The 16,460-nt window shown below is 70.4% G+C and carries 14 protein-coding genes; 13 read left to right on the top strand and 1 reads right to left on the bottom strand.

Annotated elements, in window-relative coordinates; genetic code table 11:
- Positions 1-56 precede the first annotated feature (56 nt).
- The 5 genes from STRTUCAR8_RS23020 to STRTUCAR8_RS23040 all read left to right on the top strand — a co-directional run bounded on the left by STRTUCAR8_RS23020 (position 57) and on the right by STRTUCAR8_RS23040 (position 5,554).
- Entirely contained in the window at positions 57-1,205 is a 1,149-nt protein-coding gene (locus tag STRTUCAR8_RS23020) for a fatty acid desaturase (RefSeq protein WP_100247630.1), read from the top strand.
- 125 nt (positions 1,206-1,330) lie between these two features.
- Positions 1,331-1,759, top strand: coding sequence for a cobalamin-dependent protein (locus STRTUCAR8_RS23025; RefSeq protein WP_052350909.1), 429 nt, complete (start codon positions 1,331-1,333; stop codon positions 1,757-1,759).
- On the top strand, positions 1,756-3,168 hold the full coding sequence (locus tag STRTUCAR8_RS23030) for a putative methylaspartate mutase, E subunit (protein WP_006378322.1): 1,413 nt from the start codon (positions 1,756-1,758) through the stop codon (positions 3,166-3,168). Before STRTUCAR8_RS23025 ends, STRTUCAR8_RS23030 begins: the two co-directional genes overlap by 4 nt.
- 75 nt (positions 3,169-3,243) lie before the next feature.
- Positions 3,244-4,206, top strand: coding sequence for a quinone oxidoreductase family protein (locus STRTUCAR8_RS23035; protein WP_006378326.1), 963 nt, complete (start codon positions 3,244-3,246; stop codon positions 4,204-4,206).
- A gap of 76 nt (positions 4,207-4,282) precedes the next feature.
- The gene (locus STRTUCAR8_RS23040; RefSeq protein WP_006378319.1) at positions 4,283-5,554 is read left to right on the top strand and encodes an ATP-grasp domain-containing protein; all 1,272 of its coding nucleotides are present in this window, start codon (positions 4,283-4,285) and stop codon (positions 5,552-5,554) included.
- Between the two features lie 12 nt (positions 5,555-5,566).
- Here STRTUCAR8_RS23040 and STRTUCAR8_RS23045 read toward each other — a convergent pair whose 3' ends face one another.
- Positions 5,567-5,890, bottom strand: a complete 324-nt coding sequence (locus STRTUCAR8_RS23045) for a DUF427 domain-containing protein (RefSeq protein ID WP_006378345.1) — start codon at positions 5,888-5,890, stop codon at positions 5,567-5,569.
- Between the two features lie 69 nt (positions 5,891-5,959).
- On the opposite strand from STRTUCAR8_RS23045, the gene STRTUCAR8_RS23050 reads away from it, so the two are divergent.
- The 8 genes from STRTUCAR8_RS23050 to gatB all read left to right on the top strand — a co-directional run bounded on the left by STRTUCAR8_RS23050 (position 5,960) and on the right by gatB (position 16,337).
- The gene (locus tag STRTUCAR8_RS23050; protein ID WP_078507281.1) at positions 5,960-6,661 is read left to right on the top strand and encodes an SDR family oxidoreductase; all 702 of its coding nucleotides are present in this window, start codon (positions 5,960-5,962) and stop codon (positions 6,659-6,661) included.
- Between the two features lie 122 nt (positions 6,662-6,783).
- On the top strand, positions 6,784-7,785 hold the full coding sequence (locus tag STRTUCAR8_RS23055) for a methionine synthase (RefSeq protein ID WP_006378335.1): 1,002 nt from the start codon (positions 6,784-6,786) through the stop codon (positions 7,783-7,785).
- A gap of 15 nt (positions 7,786-7,800) precedes the next feature.
- Positions 7,801-9,996 carry an NAD-dependent DNA ligase LigA gene (gene ligA / locus STRTUCAR8_RS23060; RefSeq protein ID WP_006378340.1) on the top strand — a complete coding sequence of 732 codons (2,196 nt, stop codon included), beginning with the start codon at positions 7,801-7,803 and terminating at the stop codon, positions 9,994-9,996.
- 219 nt (positions 9,997-10,215) lie between these two features.
- Complete coding sequence (locus STRTUCAR8_RS23065; RefSeq protein WP_006378336.1) at positions 10,216-12,576, top strand: putative bifunctional diguanylate cyclase/phosphodiesterase; 2,361 nt, start codon at positions 10,216-10,218, stop codon at positions 12,574-12,576.
- A 180-nt stretch (positions 12,577-12,756) separates the two neighbouring features.
- Entirely contained in the window at positions 12,757-13,053 is a 297-nt protein-coding gene (gatC, locus tag STRTUCAR8_RS23070) for an Asp-tRNA(Asn)/Glu-tRNA(Gln) amidotransferase subunit GatC (RefSeq protein ID WP_003966094.1), read from the top strand.
- A 5-nt stretch (positions 13,054-13,058) separates the two neighbouring features.
- Positions 13,059-14,564 (top strand): Asp-tRNA(Asn)/Glu-tRNA(Gln) amidotransferase subunit GatA, encoded by a 1,506-nt coding sequence (gatA, locus tag STRTUCAR8_RS23075; protein WP_006378324.1) that lies wholly within the window; start codon positions 13,059-13,061, stop codon positions 14,562-14,564.
- Positions 14,561-14,803: a hypothetical protein gene (locus tag STRTUCAR8_RS23080; RefSeq protein ID WP_006378318.1), complete on the top strand. Its 243-nt coding sequence runs from the start codon at positions 14,561-14,563 to the stop codon at positions 14,801-14,803. The genes gatA and STRTUCAR8_RS23080 overlap by 4 nt, the downstream gene beginning before the upstream one ends.
- 16 nt (positions 14,804-14,819) lie before the next feature.
- Entirely contained in the window at positions 14,820-16,337 is a 1,518-nt protein-coding gene (gene gatB / locus STRTUCAR8_RS23085; protein ID WP_006378344.1) for an Asp-tRNA(Asn)/Glu-tRNA(Gln) amidotransferase subunit GatB, read from the top strand.
- Positions 16,338-16,460: the final 123 nt, after the last annotated feature.

A 16,460-nucleotide genomic window follows, 5' to 3' on the forward strand; every position in this document is an offset into this window, starting at 1 on the left:
TCGACAGTGGCTACCGGACCCAAGGCATTGCGGATTGTTCGGATCCTCGCGAAACCATGCGCGCCCTGCCCCGGTTCACCCAGTACCCACTCACCCTTTTCACCGGAAAGGCCCTGACCGGCCAGCGTCCCATATCCTGGTGGACGCCAGGATTCCACCTTCTGACGGCGTATCTCTCCATGGCTCTCGGCGTCGCCGCCGGCTGCGCCGGACTCGTCCTGGGCGGCGCCTGGCTGCTGCTGGTGCCCGCGGGCTGGGCAGTCACCCTGCACGGCATGCGCAACCTGCGCATGATGGTCTACCACCAGTGCTCCCACCGGAACATGTACCGAAGACGACGCCTGGACACCGCGATAGGCCGGCTCACCTCCAGCGTGCTGGTCATCCAGAACTTCGTCCGCTACAGCCGCGAGCACGTCAGTGACCACCACGCCGCCCACCACATGACCCTGCGCGACCCCACCGTCCAGGCCTTCCTGGTCAGCCTGAACCTGCACCCCGGGATGACCCGGCGGCAGATGTGGCGGCGTGTCCTCGGCAGGCTGGTGTCACCCTGGTTCCATCTGAACTTCCTGGTGGCACGCGCCCGTTCGTTCTGGCACGGCTCGGCGCGGGCCGAGAAGGCGACCTTCCTCGCCCTCTACCCGACCGTGATCGCGGCCACCGTCCTGACCGGGACCTGGCCGGTCCTGCTGATCGTATGGTTCGTTCCGCTGATCCCGCTCTTCCAGATCAGCAACACCCTGCGGCTGTGCGTCAAGCACACCTTCCCGGCCAGGGACCTCACTGTCCGGCGCGGCAAGGAGTACTTCGGCGGCCTCACCAACGCCATCTTCATCGGCGAGGCGGCGCCCGCTCCCGACCTGCCGCCGCTGCGCCGGGCCGCAGCCTGGGGGCGATGGTCCCTGCGCATGCTGTTCGTGCACGCGCCGGCCCGCTATCTCGTCCTCACCGGCGACACGGTGGTCCACGACTTCCACCACCGGTATCCGTCCACCCACCAGTGGGCGAACTACATCTTCGAACGCCAGGCGGACCTGGAAAAGGGCAGCCCCGGCTGGTCGCCCTACACGCATGCCTGGGGTCTCGTACCCGCGATCAACCTCGTATTCGACTCGCTCTCCGTCGCCGATCCGGAGGAATTCAATGTCGCGAGACTGCGTGCGGTCAGCAAACGGGAACTGTTCGCCGCATTCGACGACTGAATGCACGCGATGACCGTGACCGATCCGGTCGACATTCATCCCAAGATTCCGTTCGTAGATCCCGGGGGCTCGCCATGCGGCAGAACGCAGAAAAAGAAAAAGAAGAAGAAACGTCACAGCAGAAAGTGACACGTACCGTAATTCTCGGGGTGGCGGCCAGCGACAGCCATGTCGTGGCCAATCACCTCATCGCCCACGCACTGCGCGCCGAAGGATTCCGGGTCGTCAATCTCGGCGCCTGTACCTCGGTCGCCGAATTCGCCGAAGCACACGCCGAACACCCCGAGGCCGAGGCGGTGATCATCGGCAGCCTCAACGGTCACGCCCATGCCGACCTCCAGGAACTGCCCGCCGCCCGCGCCGCCGGCCGCCTGGACTGCCCGGTGATCCTCGGCGGGAACCTCTCCGTCGGCAGCTACAAGGGTGCCGCCGACCACGAGCGGCTGTACGGACTGGGCGTCGACGTCGTCCTGTCCGACCTGGACGAACTGCCCAGCGCCCTGGCCGAGTTGCGGACGCGCGCCACCACGGTGTCCCCGGTCGCCGCCTCATGAGCGACACCGCCCCGCCGCTCCCCGAACTCGCCGAGTCCGTGGCCTACGTACGACAGCTGGGAAAACCCACCGTCGCCGAGGTGCTGCGGGACGCACGGGCGGCGGGGCGGCTCGCACTGCAACCCCGTTGCGGGGTCGGCAGCCACGTCCAGATGACAACGCTGCTCCAGGACCTGGAGCGGCACGCCCGGCCCGACATCCTCACGCTCACCATCGACTCGTACACCCGGCTGAAGCAGTTCGACAGGGCCCGCGACGTCCTGGCACGCAACCCCGCCGACCTGAACGGGTATCCGCTGGTCGCCCACGGCTGGGTGAAGGGGCGCGAGCTCAACGAGGCGGTGGCCGCGCCGCTGGAGATCCGGCACGGGACGCCCGACGCACGGCTGCTGTTCGAGGTGACGGTGGCGTCCGGCATCACCTCGTTCGAGGGCGGCGGCATCTCGTACAACCTGCCGTACTGCAAGGACATCCCGCTCGCCGAGTCCCTCGCGGCCTGGCGCGACGTCGACGCCCGGTGCGGTGAACTGGCCCGGCACGGACTGGTGGTGGACCGCGAGACGTTCGGCACCCTGACCGCCGTACTCGTGCCGCCGTCCATCTCCCTCGCGATCAGCGTGCTGGAGGCGGTGGCGGCGGCGCGCGAAGGGGTGCGGTGCATCTCGGTGGCGTATCCGCAGGGCGGGCACTTCGAACAGGACGTGGCAGCCCTGCGGGCCGTCCCCGAACTCGCGGCCCGCTATCTGCCCGACGGGCTCGAAGTCCACGCCGTGCTCCACGAGTTCATGGGCGTCTTCCCCAAGCAGCGGCCCCACGCCGAGGACCTCATCCTCTACGGCGCCCTCGTCGCCCGGCTCGGTGGCGCGAGCAAGCTGATCAGCAAGACGTACCAGGAGGCGCACGGCATTCCCGACACCCGCGCCAACATCGACGGACTGCTGCTCGCCTCGCGCGCCAACTCCCCGCTCCTGGACTTCATCACGCTCGACGAGGACCGCATCGGCACCGAACTGGACTGGATCCTGCGGGAGGTGGCCGAGATCGTCGAACCGATCCTCTCGACGTCCGACCTCCACAAGGAGATTCCGGCGGCGTTCGAGGAGGGGCGGCTCGACATCCCGTTCAGCGCGAGCCGTTCGGCGCGCTCGGAGATCATTCCGCGCCGGGCGTCCGACGGTGCCATACGCTACTTCGCCACGGGATCACTGCCGTTCTCCGCCCGCACCCGCAAGCACCACCAGCAGAGCCTCGCCGCGGGCGGGGAGTCCCGGCTCGGCGACATGGTGAAGGGGCTGACGTCGGACATCAACTATTTCCTCGGCATCTTCGGCGAGAGCACGAGCGGCAGCGCGGCGGGGCGGCACCTGGCCGAGAACTCCGTGACGGAGGCCCCCGCGGCCCCGAAATGACCTGCCCCTGACCCGACTTGAGCTGACCCGACCCCATCGAACCGCACGGCACGACCCAGGAGTGGGAAGAGAACCATGCAGTCCATCCGCGTCACCCGGCCCGGCGACCCGTCCGAACTCCGCCTGGAGCAGACCGAGTTGCCGGTCGCCGGCCCCGGTCAGGCACTGGTCCGCAACACCGCCGTCGGCGTCAACTACATCGACGTCTACTACCGCGACGGCACCTACCCCGCCGAGCCCCCCTTCACCCCGGGCCAGGAGGCCGCCGGTGTGGTGGAGGCCGTCGGTGCGGGCGTCAGCGGATTCGCGCCGGGCGCGCGGGTCGCGTACGCCTCCCAACTGGGCGCCTACGCCGAGTACACGGTGGTCCCCGAGGACAAGCTGATCCCGGTACCCGACGGCGTGGACCTGACCGACGCCGCCGCCGTGACCCTCCAGGGCCTCGCCGCGTACTACCTCACCCACGAGACACACCCCGTCGCCAAGGGCGAGACGGTGGTCGTCCTGGCGGCGGCCGGCGGCCTCGGCCGGCTCCTGGTCCAGCTGGCCGCTGCCCGTGGGGCCACCGTCGTCGCGGTCGCCTCCACCCCCGAGAAGCAGGAGGTCGCCCGCCAGTCAGGCGCCCACCACACCTTCGGCTACGAGCAGTTCGACGCACGGGTAAGGGAAGTGACGGACGGTCAGGGCGCGCAGGTCGTCTACGACTCGGTCGGCGCCACGACCCACCTCACCAGCCTGCGCAGCCTCGGCCGCCGGGGCACGCTCGCCCTCTGTGGTCTGTCCAGCGGTCCCGTGCCGCCGCTGGACATCGAACTCCTGCGTGACGGGGGCTCGTTGTTCCTGACCAGGCCCACGATGAGGGACTACGTGTACGACGCCCGGACGCTGCGCGCGGCCGGCGGCGCCGTCTTCGAACACCTGGCGTCCGGAGTGCTGAAGCCGCTGCTCCACGCGGCACTCCCGCTCGCGGACGCGGCCGAGGCACACCGACTGCTGGAAGGCCGCGCCACGACGGGCAAGCTCCTGCTGACGCCCTGACCCGCACGGCGCCCGTACACCCCCACATGCCCGAACACCCCACCACCGCCCGCAACTTCACCACCCAGGAGCACACATGGCCGAGGCGAGCAGCCCTCACCTCCTCTTCGTCGGCGGCGCGGGAGACGCCACGCTCGCCGTGGACGTCGTCTCGGCGGCACTGCGGCAGGCCCGCACGCGCGGCCTGAACATCCACCTCACCAACCAGGAAGCCACCCTGGCCGCCACCCCGACCGTCAACGCCCTCGCCGACACGGCCTCGGCGGTCGACTTCTCGGTACGTGGCGCCAGCGCCGAGTGGGTACGCGAGCGCGTCTCGTCAGGGGAGCGCTACGACGTCGTCTTCGGCGTACGGGAGATGGCACAGGAGGCGGTGGCCGAGGTCGCCGACGCGCTCGGCCTGCCGGGCAACGCGCCGGAGGCCGTACACCGGGTCCGTACGAAGGACGAGGCGCGCGCCCATCTCACCGCCGCCGGATTCCGCCAGCCCCGCTTCCAGGTCTGCGCGACGGAGCCGGAGGCGCGCGAGTTCCTGGCCGGCTCCACGGGCCCCTGGGTGGTCAAGCCGCGTGACGCCATGGGCAGCGAGGGCGTGACCCGCATCGACACCGCCGAGGAGCTGTCGGCGGCTCTGGACTTCCTGCCGGGCGGACCCGGCGGGGGCGGCGAGCCGGGCGAAGTGTCCTTCATCGTCGAGGAGTTCGTGGAAGGGCCCGAGTACAGCGCGGAGGGGGTGTTTCTCGGCGGGGTTCCCCACATCCTCGCGCTGACCTCCAAGGAGCTGCTGCCGCCGCCCAACTTCTTCGAGGTCGAGTACGTCATCCCGGCGATCCTGCCCGACCCGACCGCCGCCGAGATCGAACTGCAGGTCGTCGCCGCCCTGCGGGCTCTCGGCCTGAGCTTCGGCCAGTTCCACGTCGAGCTGTGGTGGACCGAGCACGGCGTGGTCCTGGGCGAGGTCCACGTCCGCAACGCCGGCGGCTGGATCCACCGCATGCTGCCCCACGTGATCCCGGGCCTGGAGTGGTTCGGCCTGGTCTACGACGACGTCCTGGGCAACCCGGTCGACACGGCCGCGCTGAAGCCCGTACGCGGCTCGGCGATCCGCTTCCTGACGCCGCCGCCGGGCCGCCTGCTGGCGATCGAGGGCTGGGACGAGGTGCTGGCCCACCCCGCCGTCCTCCACGCGGAACTGGCCATCGCCCCCGGCACCGTCGTCGAGGCGCACCGGTCGGTCGGGAACCGCGTCGGCCACATCGCGGTCGGCGCGGACACCCCGGAGGAGGCGCAGGCGGTGGCCAGGAAGCTGGAGCAGCGCGTGCGGTTCGTGACGGAACCGGTGGAGTAGGACCAGAGCGGTCTACAGGGTCTCCACCTCGTAGAAGCAGAGGTGGTCCTTTATCCGGGCCACCTCCGCCTTCGGCTCGGGGTACGCCCAGACGAGGTCGGCGGCGTCGGGGAGGGACCAGTAGGACGCCGTGCCCTTGAAGGGGCAGTACGAGTGGGTATCGGAGGGCGTCAGCAGATCGAGGCGGACGTCCTCGGCGGGGAGGTAGTAGCGCGGGGGACAGCCGGTCTCGCGCAGCACGAGCGCGCGCCCGCTCTCGGCGAGCACCTGGTCGCCGTGGACGACGCGTACGCGGTCGTCGGTCTGCTCGATGGTGATCGTGTGTCCTTGGGCCATACCTGGAAAGCGTTCGGGCGGCCGGGGTTGTTCCCGCCGGGAGCGAGTGTGCGCTCCGGTGATGCGAGCATGGCGGGTATGGCTACTCATGTGATCACCGGGGCGGGTTCGGGTATCGGTGCGGCGGTCGCGCGGCGGCTTCACGCGCGCGGGGACGACATCGTGCTGCACGCGCGTGACGCGGGGCGGGCGAAGGAACTGGCGGCGGAGTTCCCGGGCGCGAGGACGCTGGTGGGGGACCTGGCCGACCCGGACCGTCTCTCCTGGGCGTTCTCCCACCAGTCGCTGCCGGACCGGGTGGACTCCCTGATGCACATCGCGGGCGTGGTCGACCTCGGCCCGGTCGGCGACCTGACCCCAAAGGCCTGGCGCCATCAGCTCAACGTCAACCTGCTCGCCCCCGCCGAACTGACCCGTCACCTGCTGCCCCAACTCCGCGTCTCCCAGGGCCAGGTGATCTTCGTCAACTCCGGCGCGGGCCTGAGCGCGGGTGCCAACTGGTCGGCGTACGCGGCGTCCAAGCACGGCCTCAAGGCCCTCGCGGACTCGTTGCGCCAGGAGGAACACGGGGCCGGGGTGCGGGTGACGACGGTGTACCCGGGGCGTACGGCGAGCCCGATGCAGGCGAAGGTGCACCAGCACGAGGGCAAGGAGTACGACCCGTCGAAGTGGATCGACCCCGAGTCGGTGGCGACGACGATCCTGCTGGCCCTGGACCTCCCCCGGGACGCGGAGATCAACGACGTGACGGTACGCCCGGGGTTCGTTTAGCCTGTCCGGCGTTTGAGGACAAGGCCCCTTCAGGGCCGGCTGCGGGGGTCTGGGGGCGTGGCCCCCAGGTGCGGGATGGGACGGGTAGGGGCGGCGGGGGCGAGGAAACATAGGCTTCCCCCGTGAACGCGACCCCCACCTTCGGCCCCGCCACCGGCATCGGCTCCCTCCCCGGCGGCGACGCCCGGGAAGCAGTCAAGACGGCCACCGGCTCCTTCGAGGACTTCCCCTTCCTGCCCGAACTGCCCGCCCGCGGCCCCGGCGCCGACATGATCGGCCGCACCGCCGGACTGCTCGTCGAGATGTACGCGCGCGTGGAGCCCAGCGGCTGGCGCCTCGGCGACCGCCCGGGCCGGGACACCAAGCGGGCCCGCTCCTGGCTCGGCGAGGACCTCGACGCACTGGAGGAGTTCACCCAGGGGTACGAGGGCCAGGTGAAGGTGCAGGTCGTGGGCCCCTGGACGCTGGCCGCCGCCCTCGAACTCAGGAACGGCGAGCTCGCCCTCTCCGACCCCGGCGCCTGCCGCGACCTCGCCGGTTCCCTCACCGAGGGCATCCGCCTCCACCTCGACGAGCTGCGCCGCCGTATCCCTGGCGCCCAACTCGTCCTGCAACTCGACGAACCGTCCCTCATGCCCGTACTGCGCGGCCATGTGAGGAGCGCCAGCGGCTACCGCACCCACCGCGCCGCCGACCGCCAGGTCGTCGAAGGGACCCTCCGGAACGTCATCGGCGTGCACGGCGACGGGCCCGTCATCGTCCACTCCTGCGCGCCGGACGTCCCGTTCGGCCTGCTCCACCGGGCCGGTGCCGCCGCCGTCTCCTTCGACTTCTCGCTCCTCACCGAGCGTGATGACGACGCGATCGGCGAGGCGGTGGAAGGCGGCCTGCGGCTGTTCGCCGGTGTCGTGCCGGGCACGGACGGCCCATTGTCAGACCCTGCCGGTAGCGTCAGTGGTGTCAGAACGCTGTGGCGCAGGTTGGGGCTGCATCCGGGACTTCTCGCGGAGGCGGTCACGGTCACTCCGTCGTGCGGACTCGCGGGCGCTTCCCCGCGGTACGCACGGGCGGCGCTCGCCCACTGCGTCGAGGCGGCGAGATCACTCGCGGACAACCCAGAGTAACGGGAGGACAACACGGTGGCCGGCGAACAGCACGCACAGACCACATCGGTGCCCGCCGAGGCGCGCGACAGGCACGCCCAGATCGCCGAGCGCGTCGAGGAGCACCGCTTCCGGTACTACGTGAACGACGCGCCTGTCGTCAGCGACGCGGACTTCGACAAGCTGCTGCGCTCCCTGGAGGCGCTGGAGGAGGAGTATCCGGAGCTGCGCACGCCCGACTCCCCGACCCAGAAGGTCTCGGGGGCGTACGAGACGGAGTTCACCTCCGTGCAGCACCGCTCGCGGATGCTCTCCCTCGACAACGCCTTCGACGACCTGGAACTCGCGGCGTGGGCGGAGCGCGTCCACAAGGACGTCGGCGCCTCCGAGCACCACTTCCTGTGCGAGCTGAAGGTCGACGGCCTCGCCGTCAACCTGACGTACGAGCACGGGCGGCTCACCCGCGCGGCGACCCGCGGCGACGGCCGCACCGGCGAGGACATCACGCCGAACGTGCGGACCATCGCAGAGATCCCGGACCGGCTGACGGGCGAGCGTGTCCCGGACCTGGTGGAGATCCGCGGCGAGGTCTACTTCCCGATGGAGAAGTTCGAGGAGCTGAACGCCCGTCTGGTGGAGGGCGGCGACAAGCCGTTCGCCAACCCGCGCAACGCGGCGGCCGGTTCGCTCCGCCAGAAGGACCCGCGCGTCACCGCGACGCGGCCCCTGCACATGGTGGTCCACGGCATCGGTGCCCTGGAGGGTTACGACCCGCTCACCCGCCTCTCCGAGGCGTACACCCTGCTGCACGAGTGGGGCCTGCCGACCACGCGGTACGCGAAGGAGGTCGACGACCTCGACGGCGTACGGGAGTTCATCGCGTACTACGGCGAGAACCGGCACTCCGTGGAACACGAGATCGACGGGGTCGTCGTCAAGCTCGACGAGATCCCGTTGCAGGGCCGCCTCGGCTCGACCTCCCGTGCCCCGCGCTGGGCGATCGCGTGGAAGTACGCGCCCGAGGAGGTCAACACCAAGCTCATCAACATCCGCGTGGGCGTGGGGCGTACGGGCAGGGTCACCCCGTACGCGCAGGTCGAGCCGGTGACGGTGGCCGGCTCGGAGGTCGAGTTCGCCACGCTGCACAACCAGGACGTCGTCAAGGCCAAGGGCGTGCTCATCGGCGACACCGTGGTGCTGCGCAAGGCCGGTGACGTCATCCCGGAGATCCTCGGCCCGGTCGCCGACCTGCGCGACGGCACGGAGAAGCCGTTCGTGATGCCGGCCGAGTGCCCCGAGTGCGGTACGGCGCTACGGCCCATGAAGGAGGCCGACGTCGACCTCCGCTGCCCCAACGGGCAGAGCTGCCCGGCCCAGTTGAGGGAGCGGCTGTTCTATCTCGGCGGCCGCAAGTGCCTGGACATCGAGAACTTCGGCTATGTGGCCGCCGCCGCGCTCACCAAGCCGCTGGAGCCCTCCGAGCCGCCGCTCGTCGACGAGGGCGACCTCTTCGACCTCACCATCGAGCGGCTGCTGCCCATCAAGGCGTACGTCCTGGACCAGGACAGCGGGCTGCCCAAGCGGGACCCGAAGACCGGCGAGGAGAAGATCGTCACGGTCTTCGCCAACCAGGAGGGCGAGCCCCGGAAGAACGCGGTGTCGATGCTCGCCAACATCGCCGCCGCCAAGGACCGGCCGCTCGCCCGGATCATCACCGGTCTGTCGATCCGGCACGTCGGCCCGGTCGCCGCCGAGGCGCTGGCCCGTGAATTCCGCTCGATCGAGCGCATTGAGCAGGCCTCCGAGGAGGAGCTGGCCACCACGGACGGGGTGGGCCCGATCATCGCGGCCTCGCTCAAGGAGTGGTTCGCGGTCGACTGGCACCAGGAGATCCTGCGCAAGTGGCGGGCCGCCGGGGTCCGTATGGAGGAGGAGAGCTCCGGTGAGGACGAGGGGCCGCGCCCGCTCGAAGGGCTCACCGTCGTCGTGACCGGCACCCTCGAACACCACACCAGGGACGGCGCGAAAGAGGCGCTGCAGAGCCGTGGAGCAAAAGTGACCGGTTCTGTTTCGAAGAAGACGTCATTCGTGGTTGTGGGTGACAATCCTGGTTCGAAGTTCGACAAGGCCATGCAGTTGAAGGTGCCTGTGCTGAATGAGGACGGCTTTGCCGTACTGCTCGAACAGGGGCCCGACGCAGCGGCCGAAGCGGCGCTCCCGAACGAGGAGTAGGGGTTGAAGACCACCCGATCGGCGCATACCAGATGCATACGGGTGCCCGTGTCGCATTCGGGCAACCGTCGACGACCGCTGCCCGTGGAAGCCTTCCGCGGCCTACTGTTGACGCATGCGCCTGCCGTGCCCGGATGCGGTTTCGGACGCGGTGCCGTTGACGGGTGACGGACATCGGACCGCGTGGCGTGGGCACCGCCGGCTGTGAGAGGGACGGGAATGGAACCGACCGATAGCGCCGCCCCTCCCTCACGGCTGCGCGGAGGCCGGATATCCGGCGCCTGGCGCTGGGGCTCCGCCCTCCTCACCGGCCGCTCCGAGACCGACCGGGAACCGCGCCAGGCCCGCCGGACGGCACGCTTCCTGGAACGGGCGGGCGTCGGCGTACGGACGAGCGGACCGGCGAGCAGGACCGGCGGCGCAAGCGGCATCGGCACGGGCACCGGCACCGGACAGCGCATCGTCGCCGACAGCAGGGTGTCGACCCCCCTGTCGGCCCATCTCACCGCCGAGGAACGCGTCGCCCACCTGCACGCGCACGACCCCGCACGCCAGCTCTCCTGGCCCGCACTGCCCGCGGCGGTCGTCGCGGCGGCCGGGTTCGTCCTCGGCGCCGGCTTCTACCGCGGCTTCACCGGCCACAGCGCGCTCTTCCCCGCCGGCACCGCCGGCTGGGCCCTCGCTGTCCTCACCGGCGTCATCGTCGGCCACCTCGTCGCCCTCGGCCGCGCCCGCTGGTGGGGCGGCACCGGCTCCGGCGCCGCCCTCACCCTCGCCGTACTCCTGCTGTACGGCTGGGTCCCGGCCGGCATGGTCAGCCTCACCGTCGTCGTCCTGGTCGGTGCCGCCCGCCGCCACCGCTGGCGCCAGGGCCTCCTGCACGGCGCGGTGGACATCCTCGGCATCGGTGCCGGCGCGCTGGTGCTCGCCGCGTTCGGCCGGGTCCCGTCGGTCGAGACACCGTGGGACCCCCAGACCTGGAGCCTCTACACGGCACCCGAGGTGATGCTGGTCGCGGTCACCTACCTCGCGGTCACTCGCACCCTGCTCTGGTATCTGCACACCCCGCGCGGCGGACTGCCCACCGCCGCCCGCTCCGCCCTGGTCAGACAGGGTCTGGTCGCGATCGCGCTGCTCGCCATCGCGCCGCTCATCTGCGTCATCGCCGTCGCCCTGCCGATCCTGCTGCCGCTGTTCGCCATCCCCCTCATCGCCCTCGACTCCACCCTGTGGATAGCCAGGGCGCGGGCCGAGGAACAGCTCCGCGACCCGCTGACCGGACTGCCCAACAGACAGTGGCTCCTGGAACGGACCTGGACGGCCCTCGACGATGCCGAACGCATCGACGCACGGGCCGCGTTGATGCTCATAGACCTCGACCGCTTCCGGTCGGTGAACGACACACTGGGACACCTCGCCGGTGACCGCCTCCTCCTCCAGATAGCCGACAGGCTGCGCCTCGCACTGCCGCGCGGCGCGGAGGCCGCACGGCTCGGCGGCGACGAGTTCGCCGTGTTACTGCCGGTCGTCGACTCCACGACGTCGGCCACCCGCGTCGCCCGCAACCTGGTCACCGTGCTGGGCTCCCCGCTCGACCTCGACGGACTCACCCTCGTCCTGGAGGCCAGTGCCGGCCTCGCCGTCTTCCCCGACCACGCCCTCGACGCGGAGGGGCTGCTGCGGCGCGCCGACGTCGCGATGTACCAGGCGAAACGGGACCGCACGGGCGTCGAGGTGTACGAGATCAAGCGGGACTCGAACACCCCGGACCGACTGGGCCTGCTGGGCGACCTGCGGCGCGCGCTCGACGCGCACGAGGTCGAACTGCACTATCAGCCCAAGGTGCGCTTCGACGGGCAGGTAGCCGGCCTTGAGGCACTGGTGCGGTGGGTGCACCCGGAGCGCGGGAAGGTACCGCCGGACGAGTTCATAGCCATCGCCGAGTCGTCCGGGCTGATGCCCCACCTCACGGAGTACGTGCTGGAGACAGCGCTCGAACAGGTCGCCAAGTGGCGCTCCCAGGGGCTGTTCGTCCCGGTCGCCGTCAACGTGTCCCCACGCGACGTCCACACCCCCGGCTTCGCGGGATCCGTCGCCGCGCGGCTGGCCCGGCACGGGGTCCCGCCGGGGGCGCTCCAGCTGGAGATAACGGAACACGTGCTCCTGGAGGACCCGCAGAAGGCCGCGGACACCCTCGCCGCGCTGACCGCGCACGGCGTGAAGATGTCGCTCGACGACTTCGGGACGGGCTACTCGTCGCTGGTGCATCTGCGGCGGCTGCCGGTGAGCGAGCTGAAGATCGACCGGTCGTTCGTGGCGCGGCTGGCGGTGGACACGGAGGACTCGGAGATCGTGCGGTGCACCGTGGACCTCGCGCATTCCCTGGGGCTGCTCGTGGTAGCCGAGGGTGTGGAGGACGACGAGACGTGGGAGCGGTTGCGGGACATGGGGTGTGACGCGGTGCAGGGGTGGCTGGTCGCCGCCGCGATGCCTCCGGAGGAGGCCACGGCGTGGTTGCTGGCGCGGGGGACCCGTGGGTGGCAGCGGCCGCGGGCGGCTCTGCCGGCCGCGGAGTCATAGGGGAGATCTCCCACCCGCGCACCGCCCGTTCAGCGCCCGTTAGAGGCTGACGTCGCCTGTGGGGGGTGCCCACCATCGGCGGCCTCGCGTGCGCTGAAACAAACCCGTGCGCCGGGTGTCTTCCCTGCCCCCTAGGATTGGGGCCAAAACCCACACCGCACTCACCCAGAGGATCGCTGCATGCCTGGCATCACGCGCGAGGAGGTCGCCCACCTCGCACGGCTGGCGCGTCTGGAGCTGAAGGGCGAAGAGCTCGACCACTTCGCAGGCCAGCTCGACGACATCATCGGCGCGGTCGCCCGCGTCAGCGAGGTCGCCGACCAAGACGTACCGCCGACCTCGCACCCGCTGCCGCTGACGAACGTCATGCGCGCGGACGAGGTCCGTCCGTCGCTCACCCCCGCGCAGGCGCTCTCCGGCGCCCCCGCCCAGGAGCAGCAGCGTTTCAAGGTGCCGCAGATCCTGGGGGAGGACTAATCACCATGACGGACATCAACGTCAACATCATCCGGCTCACCGCCGCCGAGACCGCCGCGAAGATCGCTTCCGGCGAGCTCACCGCCGTCCAGGTCACCGAGGCCCACCTGGCCCGGATCGAGGCCGTCGACGAGAAGGTGCACGCCTTCCTGCACGTCGACCGGGAGGGCGCCCTCGCCCAGGCCCGTGCCGTCGACGCCAAGCGCGAGCGCGGGGAGACGCTGGGCCCGCTGGCCGGCGTACCCCTGGCGCTCAAGGACATCTTCACCACCGAGGGGATTCCGACCACCGTCGGGTCCAAGATGCTCGAGGGGTGGATCCCGCCGTACGACGCGACCGTCACCAAGCGGCTGAAGGCCGCCGACGTCGTCATCCTCGGCAAGACCAACATGGACGAGTTCGCCATGGGGTCCAGCACCGAGAACAGCGCGTACGGGCCGACCGGCAACCCGTGGGACCTCACCCGCATCCCCGGCGGCTCCGGCGGCGGTTCGTCCGCCGCGCTCGCCTCCTTCCAGGCGCCGCTGGCCATCGGTACGGACACCGGCGGTTCCATCCGCCAGCCCGCCTCCGTCACCGGCACGGTCGGCGTCAAGCCGACGTACGGGGCCGTCTCGCGGTACGGCATGGTCGCGTTCTCGTCCTCCCTCGACCAGGGCGGGCCCTGCGCCCGTACGGTCCTGGACGCCGCGCTCCTCCACGAGGTCATCGCCGGGCACGACCCGCTCGACTCGACGTCGATCGACGCGCCGGTCCCGCCGGTCGTCGAGGCAGCCCGCAACGGCAGCGTCGACGGCATGCGCGTCGGCGTCGTCAAGCAGTTCCGCGGCGAGGGCTACCAGGCCGGCGTCATTCAGCGCTTCGACGAGTCCGTCGCCCTGCTGAAGGAACTGGGCGCCGAGATCGTCGAGCTGGACTGTCCGTCCTTCGATCTGGCGCTGTCCGCGTACTACCTGATCGCGCCGAGCGAGTGCTCGTCCAACCTCGCCCGCTTCGACGGGCTCCGCTACGGCCTGCGCAGCGGTGACGACGGCACGCACTCCGCCGAGGAGGTCACCTCGCTGACCCGCGCGGAGGGCTTCGGCCCCGAGGTCAAGCGCCGCATCATGCTCGGCACGTACGCGCTCAGCTCCGGCTACTACGACGCGTACTACGGCAGCGCCCAGAAGGTCCGTACGCTCATCACCCGCGACTTCGAGAAGGCGTTCGAGTCGGTGGACGTGATCGTCTCCCCGACGACGCCCACCACCGCCTTCCCGATCGGCGAGCGCGCCGACGACCCGATGGCGATGTACCTCGCGGACCTCTGCACCATCCCGACCAACCTGGCCGGCAACTCGGCCATGTCCCTGCCCTGCGGTCTCGCGCCGGAGGACGGGCTGCCGGTCGGGCTCCAGATCATCGCCCCGGCGCTGAAGGACGACCGTCTTTACAGGGTCGGCGCCGCCGTCGAGGCCGCCTTCGTGGAAAAGTGGGGGCACCCGCTGCTAGAGGAGGCTCCGTCGCTGTGAGCAAGGCTCTTTCGAAGGCCAAGGGCTTCAAGAAGTCCAAGTCCGGCACGTACCTGTCCATCGCGACCACCGCGTTCGGTGCCGTCAGCGTCGCCAAGCAGGCCAAGAAGGCCCGCTCGGAGAGCGACACGCTGCGCCTCATCGACGCGGCCGTGTCCGCCGCCGCCATCGTCACCGGCCTCGCCATCCTCTACCGCGAGCTGAAGCGGCTGGGCGACGACGACGTCCTGCTGGGCTGAGAGGGAAGTTTTCACCGTGACCACCACGACCGACGAGTTGGTTTCGTACGAGGACGCCCTGGCGACGTACGACCCCGTCATGGGCCTTGAGGTCCATGTCGAACTCGGCACCAAGACCAAGATGTTCTGCGGCTGTTCGACCGAGCTGGGCGCCGAGCCCAACTCGCAGACCTGCCCCACCTGCCTCGGCATGCCCGGCGCGCTTCCGGTCGTCAACGCGATCGGCATCGAGTCCGCCATCAGGATCGGTCTCGCGCTGCACTGCGAGATCGCCGAGTGGTGTCGCTTCGCCCGGAAGAACTACTTCTATCCGGACATGCCGAAGAACTTCCAGACCTCCCAGTACGACGAGCCGATCGCCTTCAACGGCTACCTCGACGTCCAGCTGGAGGACGGCGAGACCTTCCGGGTGGAGATCGAACGCGCCCACATGGAGGAGGACACCGGCAAGTCGCTGCACGTCGGTGGCGCGACGGGCCGTATCCACGGTGCCTCGCACTCGCTCCTCGACTACAACCGCGCCGGCATCCCCCTCATCGAGATCGTCACCAAGCCGATCGAGGGCGCCGGTGAGCGTGCCCCCGAGGTCGCCAAGGCGTACGTCGCCGAGCTGCGCGAACTCATCAAGGCGCTCGGTGTCTCGGAAGCCCGCATGGAGCAGGGGCAGATGCGCTGCGACGTGAACCTGTCGCTGCGCCCGCACGGCCGGGAGAAGTTCGGCACCCGGAGCGAGACGAAGAACGTCAACTCGCTGCGCTCCGTGGAGCGTGCGGCCCGTTTCGAGATCCAGCGGCACGCCGCCGTACTGAACGCGGGCGGGACGATCATCCAGGAGACCCGGCACTTCCACGAGGACACCGGGTCGACGACCTCGGGCCGTGTGAAGGAGGAGGCCGAGGACTACCGGTACTTCCCCGAGCCGGACCTGGTGCCGGTGGCCCCCTCCCGCGAGTGGGTCGAGGAGATCCGCGCCGGGCTGCCCGAACTGCCGCTGGCCCGCCGCAACCGGCTTCTCGCCGAGTGGGGTGTCACGGCGACCGACATGCAGTCGATGCTCAACGCCGGTGCCATCGACCTGATCGTCGCCACCATCGACGCCGGTGCCGACGCGGCCTCCGCCCGCAAGTGGTGGATGGGCGAACTCGCGCGCAGCGCCAACGAGTCGGGCACCCCGCTCGACGCGCTGGCCATCACGCCCGAGCAGGTCGCCCGGGTCACCGAGCTGGTCACCGCCGGCGACCTGAACGACAAGCTGGCCCGTCAGGTCATCGAGGGTGTCCTCGCGGGCGAGGGCACTCCGGACGAGGTCGTCGAGAAGCGCGGTCTGAAGGTCGTCTCCGACGACGGTGCGCTGGGCACGGCCGTCCAGGACGCCATCGCCGGCAACCCGGGCATCGCCGACAAGATCCGCGGCGGCAAGGTGGCCGCGGTCGGCGCCCTGGTCGGCGCCGTCATGAAGGCGACCCGGGGTCAGGCCGACGCGGCCCGCGTCAAGGAACTGATCCTGGAGCAGTTGGGCGTCAGCGAGGGCTGAGGCAGGCAGTGGCAGTGACTGAGGGTTCCTGACCGTGTCCGGGGTGCTGAAACGGACGGCGGTGAAGCTGTCCAAGGTGTGCAGCGACCTGCGGCTGCTGGCCAGCGGACCGCGCGCGGGCTT

This window comes from Streptomyces turgidiscabies Car8, from assembly GCF_000331005.1.
In the GTDB taxonomy this organism is placed as follows: Bacteria; Actinomycetota; Actinomycetes; order Streptomycetales; family Streptomycetaceae; genus Streptomyces; species Streptomyces turgidiscabies.